8 protein-coding genes are annotated in these 13,146 nt (G+C 33.7%); 2 read left to right on the forward strand and 6 right to left on the reverse strand.

What is annotated here, in order from left to right; genetic code table 11:
- Positions 1 to 205 precede the first annotated feature (205 nt).
- Complete coding sequence (locus QMG60_RS10890; protein WP_281867839.1) at positions 206 to 2,839, forward strand: valine--tRNA ligase; 2,634 nt, start codon at positions 206 to 208, stop codon at positions 2,837 to 2,839.
- Between the two features lie 410 nt (positions 2,840 to 3,249).
- Here QMG60_RS10890 and QMG60_RS10895 read toward each other — a convergent pair whose 3' ends face one another.
- The 4 genes from QMG60_RS10895 to QMG60_RS10910 all read right to left on the reverse strand — a co-directional run bounded on the left by QMG60_RS10895 (position 3,250) and on the right by QMG60_RS10910 (position 10,613).
- Positions 3,250 to 4,569 (reverse strand): APC family permease, encoded by a 1,320-nt coding sequence (locus QMG60_RS10895; protein ID WP_281867840.1) that lies wholly within the window; start codon positions 4,567 to 4,569, stop codon positions 3,250 to 3,252.
- 145 nt (positions 4,570 to 4,714) lie between these two features.
- Positions 4,715 to 7,030 (reverse strand): TonB-dependent siderophore receptor, encoded by a 2,316-nt coding sequence (locus QMG60_RS10900; RefSeq protein ID WP_281867841.1) that lies wholly within the window; start codon positions 7,028 to 7,030, stop codon positions 4,715 to 4,717.
- 240 nt (positions 7,031 to 7,270) lie between these two features.
- Entirely contained in the window at positions 7,271 to 7,996 is a 726-nt protein-coding gene (locus QMG60_RS10905; protein ID WP_281867842.1) for a DUF4198 domain-containing protein, read from the reverse strand.
- A gap of 295 nt (positions 7,997 to 8,291) precedes the next feature.
- Positions 8,292 to 10,613 carry a TonB-dependent receptor gene (locus QMG60_RS10910; RefSeq protein WP_281867843.1) on the reverse strand — a complete coding sequence of 774 codons (2,322 nt, stop codon included), beginning with the start codon at positions 10,611 to 10,613 and terminating at the stop codon, positions 8,292 to 8,294.
- A gap of 252 nt (positions 10,614 to 10,865) precedes the next feature.
- On the opposite strand from QMG60_RS10910, the gene QMG60_RS10915 reads away from it, so the two are divergent.
- Positions 10,866 to 12,026, forward strand: a complete 1,161-nt coding sequence (locus tag QMG60_RS10915) for an MFS transporter (RefSeq protein ID WP_057119023.1) — start codon at positions 10,866 to 10,868, stop codon at positions 12,024 to 12,026.
- Positions 12,027 to 12,074: 48 nt separating this feature from the next.
- Here the strand turns inward: QMG60_RS10915 and QMG60_RS10920 are convergent, their stop codons facing one another.
- The gene (locus tag QMG60_RS10920) at positions 12,075 to 12,578 is read right to left on the reverse strand and encodes a DUF6265 family protein (protein ID WP_057119021.1); all 504 of its coding nucleotides are present in this window, start codon (positions 12,576 to 12,578) and stop codon (positions 12,075 to 12,077) included.
- A 91-nt stretch (positions 12,579 to 12,669) separates the two neighbouring features.
- Positions 12,670 to 13,146 (reverse strand): DUF6265 family protein, encoded by a 477-nt coding sequence (locus tag QMG60_RS10925; protein WP_281867844.1) that lies wholly within the window; start codon positions 13,144 to 13,146, stop codon positions 12,670 to 12,672.

Consider the following 13,146-nt stretch of genomic DNA (forward strand, 5'->3'; position numbering starts at 1 on the left):
TATTTCTCTTTTTATAGTGTACTTAATTATTTACTTTTGCTCTCAGTTATAATTACAAAAATTGAACCAATTTTGGTGTTTAATTGTTTAATCGTTAATTCGTTTAATCGAATGAGGATTAATAATTGATCCGAAGACCAATTAACAATTAAACAGTTAGCCAAATAAACGATTAAACAGTTAAACGAATAAACAACCTATATAAATGACAATTCCAGCACAATTTGACGCTAAGACGATCGAGAACAAATGGTATGATTACTGGATGAAAAATAACTATTTTCATTCTGAGCCAGATCATAGAACACCTTATACAATTGTAATTCCGCCGCCAAACGTCACTGGAGTCCTTCATATGGGACATATGCTGAACAATACAATTCAGGATGTTTTAATTCGCCGTGCAAGACTTAAAGGTTTCAATGCCTGCTGGGTTCCAGGAACGGATCACGCATCTATTGCAACTGAAGCAAAAGTTGTGGCTAAATTGAAAGCAGAAGGAATCAATAAAAATGATTTAACGCGTGAAGAATTCCTAAAACATGCTTGGGAATGGACAGATAAATACGGCGGAACAATCCTTGAGCAGCTTAAAAAATTAGGTGCCTCATGCGATTGGGAACGTACTAAATTTACGATGGATCCAGATATGTCTGCATCTGTAATTAAATCCTTTGTTGATTTATACAACAAAGGATTAATTTATAGAGGTTATCGAATGGTTAACTGGGATCCAGAAGCTAAAACAACTTTGTCAGACGAAGAAGTTATTTACGAAGAACAACAAGGAAAATTATTTTTCTTAAAATATAAAATTGAAGGTTCAGAAGATTTCTTGACGATTGCAACAACACGTCCAGAGACTATCTTCGGAGATACTGCAATTTGCATCAACCCGAACGATGAGCGTTTTACACATTTAAAAGGTAAAAAAGCAATCGTTCCAATTTGTGGCAGAGTAATTCCAATTATTGAAGACGAATATGTAGATGTAGAATTCGGAACAGGATGTTTAAAAGTAACGCCTGCTCATGATATGAACGATAAAACGCTGGGTGAAAAACACAATCTAGAAATCGTTGATATTTTTAATGAAGATGCGACATTAAATAGTTTCGGATTGCATTATCAAGGAAAAGATCGTTTCGTAGTTCGTACTGAAATTGCAAAAGAATTAGAAGAAATTGGAGCTTTAGCGAAGACCGAAATCCATTTAAATAAACTAGGAACTTCTGAAAGAACAAAAGCCGTAATCGAACCAAGATTATCGGATCAATGGTTCTTGAAAATGGAAGAATTGGTAAAACCGGCAATTAAGTCAGTTTTAGAAACAGGAGATATTAAATTACATCCAAAACGTTTTGAAAACACTTATGCGCACTGGTTAAATAATATTCGTGATTGGAACATTTCTCGTCAATTATGGTGGGGACAACAAATCCCAGCTTATTATTACGGAGACGGAAAAGAAGATTTTGTAGTGGCTGAAAATATCGAAGATGCTTTAGCTTTAGCAAAAGAAAAAACATCTAACAACTCACTTACAACAGCTGACTTAAAACAAGATGTTGATGCTCTAGATACTTGGTTTTCATCTTGGTTGTGGCCAATGTCAGTTTTTGGTGGAATAATGGATCCGGAAAGTGAAGACTTTAAATATTATTATCCAACAAATGACTTGGTTACAGGTCCGGACATTTTATTTTTCTGGGTTGCGAGAATGATCATTGCAGGTTATGAATATGCAGGTGAAAAACCATTTACAAATGTATATTTGACTGGTTTAGTTCGTGACAAACAACGTCGTAAAATGTCTAAATCATTAGGAAATTCTCCTGATCCTTTAGACTTGATCGATAAATTCGGAGCCGACGGTGTTCGTGTAGGGTTGCTTTTAAGCGCTTCTGCAGGAAACGATATTATGTTTGATGAAGAATTATGTAATCAAGGAAAAGCGTTCTCTAATAAAATATGGAATGCCTTCAAATTGATTAAAGGATGGGAAGTTTCAGAAACTATCGCTCAGCCTGAATCATCAAAAGTAGCAATCGAATGGTATGAAGCGAAATTACAACAGACTTTAGTTGAAATTGAAGATAATTTTGAGAAATACAGAATTTCAGATTCTCTTATGGCAATTTATAAATTGGTTTGGGATGATTTCTGTTCTTGGTTTTTAGAGATGATCAAACCGGCGTATCAACAGCCAATTGATAAAGCAACGTTTGACAAAGCAATTGAAATGTTAGAAAGCAACTTGAAGTTGTTACATCCTTTCATGCCTTTCTTAACAGAGGAAATTTGGCAGTTTATTGCAGAGAGAACTCCAGAAGAAGCTTTAATTGTTTCGACTTGGCCAGAATTAAAACCATTCAATGCAGATTTAATTACTGATTTTGATAATATTACAGAAGTAATTTCTGGAATTAGAACGATCAGAAAAGATAAAAATATTCCGTTTAAAGATGCAATCGAATTAAAAGCAATCAACAGCGAGAACCTGACAACGCATTTTGATTCAATTGTGACGAAATTAGGAAACGTTTCTGCTTTCGAATATGTTACTGCAAAAGTTGACGGGGCATTATCTTTCCGTGTAAAATCAAACGAATATTTCATCCCGATTACAGGAAACATTGACGTTGAAGCAGAAATTAAAAAGCTGACAGAAGAATTAAACTATACCAAAGGATTCTTGAAATCTGTTGAGGCAAAACTTTCAAACGAGAAATTCGTAAACGGAGCTCCAGAAAAAGTTTTAAATATAGAAAAACAAAAACAAGCAGATGCTTTAGCAAAAATTGCTACAATTGAGCAGAGTTTAGCTGGTTTGAAGTAAGATTTAAATTTTTCTTAATCTAGAAGATAAATCCGACAGTTTTCAAAAACCTGTCGGGTTTTGTTTTAAAGTATTTTCTACCCACTTTTCTATACTTCTATTATTATGAAAACCTAATGTTTGGAATTCATCTATTCCTTCATCGGCTAACTTCGTAAAGGTCTAAAAAAATATAAATAATTAAAATAATCAGACGTTCCTACGGAACGTAAATACGTTTTGTTTAACCTTTTTCTACCGACGAAATGTTCCGATAGAACAGAGTAATAATTGGCAGAAAAAAGACTAAAGTACTACTGTTTCATCGGAATATCTAAGGATTCAATATATGTTCCGTGGGAACATTTCATCGGTAAAAAAAAATAAATTCATAATCGTATCGTCCCTTCGGGACGTTTGAAAATTTCAAATTAACCCTTTTTAGTTTTCCTCAAAGCCAAAAACAAAGGATAAGATACAATGGTAATTCCAACAATGATTATAAAACTCTTAGGATCGCTGTAAATAAAACCTGCCAATAAAGCGATAGAAGCAATAATGGCTATTATCGTTGTCCATGGATACCAAAATGAACGGTAAGGTCTTGGCAAATTGGGCTCTGATGTTCTTAGTTTTAAAAGAGAAAAGTAGGCAAGTCCCCAAACGATAATCGAGATAAAAGCAGCAAATGAAAACAGCACTTCAAAAGAACCGATGCAGATCAAAAATAAACTTACGAAAGATGAAACTAACAATGCAACAATTGGCGTTCCTCCTTTATTGATTTGTGTTCCTTTTTCGATAAAAAATCCGTCACGGCTTAATCCGTAAAGAATTCGGGGCGGAATCATCATAAAAGCATTCAAAATACTAATTAGTGAAAAGATAGAAATTACAGTAACGATTACAGCGCCATTTTCTCCAAAAAGAATTTTCGCCACATCGGCCGCTGCGAGATTTGATTGAGCTAAAGTTTCGATTGGCAGTACGTGGAAAAATGCAGCATTTACCAAAACATAAATTGCCATAACGAGTAAAACTCCACTATATAGTGACTTCGGAATATTTTTACTTGGATCATCATTTTCTTCGGCAAAAAAACAAGCGCTGTTCCAGCCATTATAAGTTCCGATAATAAGTTGTAATGATTTAAAAAATCCAAAGATTAATCCGATTTGAAAGAAGCTGCTGTCTGTTTGAATCGCTGGCACTTCAACACCAGAATACATGAAACAAGCTACGACTAAAGCCACAAAACAAATCACTTTTAAAAAACTGGTAATCTGTTGGATAACACTTCCGTTTTTGACGCCACTTAAATGAATTAATACAAAAGCAGTCAAAAGTGAAATCGCTATTACTGTTGAATAACTAGCCAATGCTGGAAATAAAATGATAAGATATTCACTGATTACGATGCAATAAAATGCAGGCGGAATAACATTTGTTATATAATCAAACCAGCCGGATAGAAAACCTGCATATTCGCCAAAAGCTCTTTTAATATAATTATAAGATCCTCCGGCTTTTGGTAACATTGTAGCCAGTTCTGCATAAGAATTAGCACCAAGCAAAACATAAAAACCGCCAAAAAGCCATGAAGCGATTATGAGCCAGTAATTATTAAGCATTTCTGCGATTGTTCCTGGAGTTCGTAAAATTCCAACGCCGATTGTTCCTCCAATTAATACGGCAATGTTAAAACTAAGGCCTAAACTTTTCTTTAATTGGTTTTTGGTGGAATCTGACATATATGAATTTTAAATTTAAATGGTATTTGATGACAAAAGTACTTATAAATAAAGACACATTTTTAACAAAATAAAAAACCTCACCTTTTGTAAGATGAGGTTTAAATTCTCGAAAACTCAAAAAGAGAAATCTAATTCAAAAATTTTAGAATTTATAACGTAAACTAGTCATTATCTGACGCGGCGCAATAGGATTGACACTGTAATTTTCGTGAACGGTATAATTTAATTCGTTTGTAATGTTTGATAATTTGCAAAGAATTGAAATTTTTCTCCAAGTATATCCAACAGATGCATCAATTGTAACATAGCCTTCTAACGGAATGTCACGGTCTCTAATGGTTACAGTATACGTCTTCGGATTTGTTGAAGGTTTGTTTTCTGTCCAAACGTAATCATCATTCCATCCACCTAAACGGTCTCCAACATAATTTCCGATTGCACCGAAAGAAAGGCCTTTTAAAGCTCCAGAAGGTAATGTATAGAAGAAACTCAAATTTGCTGTATTTATTGGAGTTCTTGCAACACGATCCCCTTCAACAAAACTTCCGTTTGTTCCAGATGTGTTTACATAGCGCATATCATTATAGCTATAGCCTGCAATAACACTTAAGCCTTCAACTGGCCTTGCAGTAATGTCGATTTCTACACCTTTACTTTTTGTTCCCCCGCCTAAAGTTTTTATGTTTGTGTCTGTATTTAGAGTAGTGCCGTCTGCTTGAAATTCTGCAGTTTGCGCTAAATTACTGTTGTTAATTTGATAAACGGTCACGCCTGTGCTTAAAGCCCCATTCCAGAAATCTTTTTTAATACCAGCTTCGTATTGATCGATAATTGAAGCTTCTAATGGTTGTAAATCGGTTGTTGTGCCTGTGTTTGGCGTAAACGAGCTTGAATAACTTGCAAACAAAGACATGTCTTTAAGTGGCTGATAAACTACTCCTATTTTCGGAGAAAATGCATTGTCTAAGCGTTTTGGAGCTACAGTTGGTATTGCATCTTGCGGAGCTACAGTCTGTTTATTATTTACATATGTTTCTTTGTAAGTAGTAGCTTCTGCTTCCTGCCAAGACCATCTTAGACCTGCTAAAACTTTGAATTTATTAGTGATTGAAATTAAATCCTGAAAATAAACCCCGAAACGATTGGTTTCCGTTTTTCCTATTTGAGTTGCTCTGTCTGATGTTGGAATATCCATTCTTTGATCTGCAGGATCAAAAGTGAATAAATTTATATGATCATAAAGTGTTGGGCCATAAATTGGTGTACCATCTGGTTTTTTTCCAATTTCTACATACTTTTCATCAAATGTAAAAGTGTATGCCGTTGCGAATGAGTTTTCCCAATCAACACCCGTAAAGATTTGATGTTTTACAGATCCTGTATTAAAAGTTCCTTGTAGACTCAATTGATCTCCAAGAATTTGTTCCAAGTTTTTGTTTTTTGTTAAACCTCTGTTCCAGTCACCAGGAGTTGGATAAGTGTCAAGACTTGACAATTGAGCTGTAGAGTAGCTTCCTCTGTCATAATTTTGAAAAGAAGAGTTGAAATTCAGTTTCCAGTTTTTATTGAAATCATGACTTAACAACACAGAAGCGCTTGAAGATTTAGTTGTACCATTTGACCAAAGCGATCCGTAGAAGGCATTGCGAGGCAAGTCTAAAATTTCTTTTCCAATAATTCCAGTTCCAAAATCTGGAGTCCAGTCTGCACTTAAATAATCTCCCTGAACTGTAATTTGTGTTTTTGGATTAATAACAAAAAGTAAAGATGGATTAATATACAAACGTTCGTTTTTTACAACATCTCTAAAGCTTTCTGAATTCTCGTAAGAACCATTAATTCTAAATGCGATTGATTTCGTTAAACCTCCATAAAAATCAAATGCTGGTTTGTAATATGCATAGCTTCCTATTTGTATTGAGATTTCTCCTCCACTTTTAAATTGAGGAGTTTTTGTTACCAAATTTAAGATTCCTCCAGGAGCTACATTTCCAAATAATAGGGCAGAACCTCCTTTAAGAAATTCTACTTTGTCTAAACCAGAAACATCTGGAATTGATCCAGAATTGTAACGGAATCCGTTTTTAAACATGTTGTTGTTAGACATATCATATCCTCTTGAGTAAAAAGATTCTGTAGCACCACCACGAGATGAACTTACATATACACCATTAGCATTTTTTAAAACCTCACTTAATCTGATGGCTTGCTGCTGTTCGATAACTTCAGACCCGATAACTTGTATTGTCTGCGGATTATCCATTGGTTTTAATCCAGAGCGAACTGCTGTTATAGGTTTTGGTTCCTTGCTTTTAGTAACTACAACTTCATTTAAAATTTGTCCTTTTTTATTTTTTACAGTATCAGTTATTGAAGAACTCGTTTCGTTACTTGAATAATCTTGACCGTAAGAGGCAAAACTCAATAATCCTAGTGCTAACAGTAAATTATATTTCATGGTATTTATTTAGATTCAATAAAAATTATCGAATGCAAATATAAAGAGTCAGCATCTTTAACAGGAAATTAAGAAGTGATTTTATTGCTTAAATTTTGCTTATTTTTTTCTTAAGATTAGCTTAAGAGTTTTATAATGATGTTTTAATTTTGTATTAATCGAATTATAAATACAAAAAAACCTCGCCGTTAAGCAAGGTTTCTTGAATTGAGATTAATCTAAGAATGAATTTTTCTAGAATTATTTTACTGTAATTTGGTAAGTAGCCATTTTCCAGATTTCGTCGTATTTTTTCCCATTATGATCTCCAGAAGCTTTTTCAGTATGAGCATATTCTACCATGTAATTTCCAGACCAGATTGGTGTAAAAGAGAATTCTCCTTTATCATTTGTCCACAGCTCTTTCTCCCATCCGTTTGGAGCGATTACTTTAATTTTTGTTTCTTTTGCAGAGGCACCATCATAGATAGCAAATCCAGTTACTTTTTCATTCTTTTTAGCAGCGTCAGCATTTTCAGAAAATAAACCAATTTGATTTTTGTTTGCTGTCGCATAGTTTCCCGAAGCTTTGTTTCCAACTACCACAGTTGCACTTGAATTGTAATCTAACTTCATTGTACCGTAAACATCTTTTACTGTATGCTGCATTACAATAGTATAAACTCCATCTTCGTCTGGTGTAAAGAATGCTTGATATTTATTATCTAGAGCTTTAGAAGTAAGTTTAGTTTCTTTTTTTGAAGGTGAAATTACTATCAAAGTGAAATCCTTTAAATCCGAAAACCATTTATCTGCTTTTGTAATGTCATTATCAGAGAATTCTCCAAAGTAAACAGAGATTTCCTGAGCTTTTCCTTTTGTTCCAGTTGCTTTAGTTTCGATCCAAAGTGCGTGAGCAAATATTTGTGGTGCTGCCAATAACATTAGGAATAAAAAGGTTAATGTTTTTAAAGTATTTGATTTCATAAGATCAAGTTTAAAATTATTAGAATGATATTTTTTACAAACATAACTCTTATTTAGAATAATTAAAAATAAAAAATCATAAAAAAGCTAGAATCCCATTGAAATAATCTTTAGTCGTAAATATTATTCTTGTTTAAACTCAAACGAATTTTTCTAGGTCAGTTAGACCAGATAAGCTAAGCCATGAATTTAAGAATGAGTTTTTTTAAAGGCCAGATGAGATATTCTGAAAAGATTATAATTAAAAAGCGCCTCAATTTTTTGAATTGAGGCGCTGGTTTAGTATATCAAGTTTTTAAAATTTGACTGTTAAATTTGCTAATATGCTGGTTGGTGCCTGTGATGAACCCCAGAAATCCCAGTATTTTTTATTGGTTAAATTATTAAACTTTAAACCTAATCTCCATGACGGTTTTTCGTAATATACTGTTGCATTGTAAACAGTATAAGATGGCATATAAAACGTGTTTTCGGCTGTAAAATAATTTTTGTCAACATAGTTAGCACCCGCACCAAGTCCTAAACCTTTTAATTTATTTTGAAAAGTATAAGTTGTCCAAAAGTTAACTACATTTTCTGGAGAAGATGTTGCTTTATTTCCTTCAATTGCGGCAACAGAAGCTTTTACAATTCGGTTATCATTGTAAGCATAACCCGAAACAATACTTAATCCATTAAATGGAGTAGCCATTAATTCAAAATCTACACCTTTACTAACTTGCTTACCATCTTGTACAGTAAAACCGGCAGCATCAGTTCTTGTAGCATTATCAATCGTAATGTTGTAATAGCTTACAGATCCGCTTAATTTTTTGTTGAATGCGTCAGCCTTAATTCCTCCTTCATACTGAACTGCATAAATTGGATCTAAAACTAATTGTGTTGCATCTGGTTGCGTGACCGGCTGCATGTTTTGGAAACCGTTCATATAATTTCCAAATACAGAAACTTGATCTTTTACAACTTCATACACTAATCCTAATTTTGGAGAAAGAGCAGTCTGGCTGTAACCTTCTACAGTTCCTACTTTCGCACGTTCAAAATTATCCAAACGTAAGCTCAACATTACAGAAAGTTTGTCTGTAAAATTTACTACATCGCAGGCATAAACACTAAAAGTTTTTTGATCTGCAACTGGTGACGTTGTTAATACAAGGCCTGCATCTACTGCTTTTCTTCTAATTGGTGAGAAAGGAGCTGTTACATCTATATTGTCAAGCGTAAAAGTAGATCCACCTGAGAAATTAGAGCTGTAAAGGCGGTAGTTTACACCAGTTAAGAATTTATGTTTGATACTTCCTGTAGAAAATTTTCCGTTGATATTTTCTTGAATGTTGGTATAGTTATTAAAAATTGGTCCCCACAAACCAACTCTTCTTGCCGTTTGTGTTGGAGAACTCCAAACAGCATAACTCTGATAACTGCGTTCTACATCTTCTCCTACAAATGAAAAAACAGTTGTAGATTTCCAGTTCTCTGATATTTCATATTCGGCCTGAGCGAAAAATTTTGTTGCAGTTGATTTCGCATCGTTATCATCATGAAACATCGATTTTTTATAATCGATTTTCAAATCGTTCGGATTGGTAATTCCAGAAGTTGCAGCATACGTATTGTAAGTACGTCTTGTATTGTTAACGTTATAAAGTTCTGCATCAAAATTAAAAGTCAGTTTTTCAGAAGCTTTATAAGTAAGACTCGGTGCAAAAAGAAGAGTGTTGTTAAAACCATAATCCAGAAAACTCTTCTCTCTATTTACAGCAAGATTAATTCTGAATAGAACTGTTTTATCTTGATTTAGCGGCGTATTCACATCTGCTGTAAGACGGTTTAAATTGAAACTTCCTGTTGTGTAAGATACTTCGGCAGCGGTAGTTTCAAAAGGTTTTTTCGTAACAAGGTTTACAACACCTCCAAATGAAGAAACAGACGAACCAAATAAAGTTCCAGAAGGCCCTTTCATGATTTCGATACGCTCTACGTTACCAAGATCAACAGAAGAACGGCCGGAAGCTGTTTCCATTCCGTTTCTTGCATTAACTCCTGTAGAAAAACCTCTAAAAATTACACCAACGCCTCCAGAAGGAAAGCTGATAGAAACAACACCAGGCGAATTTTGAACTGCGCTTTTAATATCTACAGCAATTTGTTCCTGTAAAAGTTCTTTCTGAATAACACTGTAAACCTGTGGGTTCTCAAGATTTGTCAATGGCATTCTGGCAACATAATCTGTTTTTTTTGATAAGATGCTTTTTTTACTATTTACCACAACTTCTTTAAGTTCTTTATTTGAAACTTTTAACTGCAAATCCACAGCTGCGGTTTCACTTTCTGAAACGATTACTTCTCTTTCTGAAGTTTCATAACCTGTTAAGGACACTTGTAAAATATAGCTGCCTGGCTTTACTCTGTTGAATTCAAAGTTTCCATTTTCATCAGAAACGGTCCAGTATTTTGAGTTTTTTAAGATGATATTGACTCCCGCTGCCTGTTCACCATCTGAAGTTGTGATGGTGCCTCTAACTTTTCCATTTTGCTGGGCAGACATGATAAAGAACGAAAAGACAAAACTAATTGCCAATAGAAAACGTGATGTTTTCGGATTAAAATATTTCATTGGTTTTTAAAATTGGTTTGTAATTAAATTTTATTTAGAATAAATAAAAACAGTGCAAATGTAGAGATTATTGTTTTTTTAACAAATAATATTAAAGTTCATTTTAGTTTTTTAATGCAATAAGTTTTAAAGCGAAGAAAAGTCTTTAATTTTTTTTAAAATAAAAGCTGAAAATTGTATGTATTTATTAAAGCTAAAACAACCAATAATTTGTTTGAAAAGCCTTAATTTTGCAGTCTGAAAAATGACTTCATGATTTTATCTTTCTTCAAAAAAATTCAAAATACACCAAGAGGATACCGTATAGCTAATACTGTTTTCTTTTTTCTTTCTGGTTTTGGATATTCTTCTTGGGTCTCAAGAATTCCGCATATACAAGCACAATTGCATTTATCCGAAGCACAATTTGGAGCAGTTTTATTTGCTTTTCCGATTGGTTTAATGCTGACAATGCCTTTCACCGGAAAACTTTTAAATAAATACAGCAGCCGTTACATTATGCTGTTAGGAGCTATAATGTTCAATATTGTATTGTCTTTACCAGGTTTAGTTGCATTTGTATGGCAGCTGGTTATTGTACTTTTGATTTTTGGAGCCTCTCGCAATATTTTCAATTTATCGATTAATGCGCAATCACTTGAAGTACAGAAATTATATCCAAAATCTATTATTACTCGTTTTCATGCGGTTTGGAGTATTGCCGTTTTTTCTGGAGCTGGTTTAGGATATGTAATGGTAACGCAGAAAATTGCACCATCGCATCATTTACTGGGAGTGAGTGTTTTCATGCTGGCGCTGACGGCTTGTTTTTATCCAATGAGTATTCATAACGAACCCGTACCAGTTAAAAAGAAGTTCTTTTCTATGCCCGAGAAAAACTTAATTAAGTTTGCCTTAATTTGTTTTGTTTCTATGGCTTGCGAAAATACGATGTACGATTGGAGCGGAATTTACTTCGAAAACATCTTAAAAGCTTCTCCAAAATTAACCAGTGCAGCATTTGTATTTTTCGCATCTGCAGTAACCTTAGGACGTATATTTGGTGATTATGGGGTAATGAAATTTGGAACTAAAAAAATCCTCATGTACAGCGGTATATTAATTACAATAGGTTTCGGAATCTGTTTTGTACTTCCGTATGCATATCCAACTATTTTTGGCTACGTTTTAATCGGATTTGGGGTTTCCTGCGTTGTTCCGCTAGTATTTAGTATTGCAGGACGATCATCTAAATTAAGCAGTGGTTCTGCCTTAACTTCTATATCTACAATTGGTTATCTTGGCTTTTTACTGGTTCCGCCAATGGTTGGTTTTATCTCTGAATATCTAAGTATGAAATGGGCTTTTCTTATTATGGCACTTTTAGGAATCCTGATGATTTTTATGGTGAATAAGATTGGGGAGAATGAGTAGATTTTTTTAAGGTGCTGAGGCGCTAAGATGCTGAGGTTCTAAGTTTTTTTAGCGTTTCTTCATAACAAATCTCTCGGTATTGGGTTTGCCGTTTTTTATCCCCGAAATTTCTGCAATTAATGAATCTTTTTCTACGAGATTATAAATAATTTTATTGGGAAAATCATGTTTAGGGTTTTCAAAAGTTATTTGATTATCTGTTGCTGAGGTCATTTCAAAACTTACCGGTAATTCCTTATTTTGTCCAGGAACCGTTACAATATAAGCCAGTTTACCATTCGCTTCTACTAAACGAACATGCTCTGCAAAAACAGTGTCGTTTTGCCCGACAACAAAATATGATTCACCTAGATAAACCGAATCATTTTCTTTTTTCCAGCGTTCGGTAAGTTCACCTTCAGCCGATTTATTTCCCCATTCTCCAATAAACCATTCTGCTTTTGCAAGTTTAGGGTAGGTTTTTATAGGAGCTTCTGTTTTGGTTTCTTTTTTGCAGGAAGAGAAAATTCCTAAAACTACTATTAATGGAAATAAAATGCTGTTTAGTTTCATGATACATTATGATTTTTGTTTTAATCAATCAAATTAATATTTTGGATTTAAACGTTTTACTTCTAAAATTCTAATAAGTCAGTGCGTAAAATTACTTCTTCGTCATAACAAACTTTTCAGAACTAGGCTTCCCATTCAATTTTCCAGAAATTTCAGCAGTTAAAGTATTATTTGCGCCTTTTGTATAAGTGATTTTTTGAGGATAATCGTGTTTCGGATTTTCGAAAACCAATTGTTTCTCTGATTCTGAAGTAGAAGGGAAGAAAACAGGCTGATCGTTATTTTGTCCTTTTACAGTTGCTTTATACGTTAAAGTTTCTCCTAATTGCGCTAAAACAATAGTTTCAAAATGTAGAGTATCTTTTCCTTTTATGAAATAAGAAGATGCGCTGAAAGTACTGTCGTTTAATTTTTGCCAATTTTCAGATAATACACCGTCAGGAGTTGTGTTTTCCCAATTTCCAATTAACCAATCTGCTATTTTGATTTTGTCTTTCTCAACGGTTTCTTTTTTCTGGCAGGAAACAAAAGCTATTATAAGTGTAATAAGAGTAATTTTCTGAAACAT

Source organism: Flavobacterium sp. GSB-24 (assembly GCF_027924665.1).
Lineage (GTDB): Bacteria > Bacteroidota > Bacteroidia > Flavobacteriales > Flavobacteriaceae > Flavobacterium.

Coding starts and splice junctions, on each gene's coding strand:
- QMG60_RS10890 (WP_281867839.1), top strand. CDS start 206: ATGACAATTCCAGCACAATTTGACGCTAAGACGATCGAGAACAAATGG.
- QMG60_RS10905 (WP_281867842.1), bottom strand. CDS start 7,996: ATGAAATCAAATACTTTAAAAACATTAACCTTTTTATTCCTAATGTTA.
- QMG60_RS10910 (WP_281867843.1), bottom strand. CDS start 10,613: ATGAAATATTTTAATCCGAAAACATCACGTTTTCTATTGGCAATTAGT.
- QMG60_RS10895 (WP_281867840.1), bottom strand. CDS start 4,569: ATGTCAGATTCCACCAAAAACCAATTAAAGAAAAGTTTAGGCCTTAGT.
- QMG60_RS10920 (WP_057119021.1), bottom strand. CDS start 12,578: ATGAAACTAAACAGCATTTTATTTCCATTAATAGTAGTTTTAGGAATT.
- QMG60_RS10925 (WP_281867844.1), bottom strand. CDS start 13,146: ATGTTTCAGAAAATTACTCTTATTACACTTATAATAGCTTTTGTTTCC.
- QMG60_RS10915 (WP_057119023.1), top strand. CDS start 10,866: ATGATTTTATCTTTCTTCAAAAAAATTCAAAATACACCAAGAGGATAC.
- QMG60_RS10900 (WP_281867841.1), bottom strand. CDS start 7,030: ATGAAATATAATTTACTGTTAGCACTAGGATTATTGAGTTTTGCCTCT.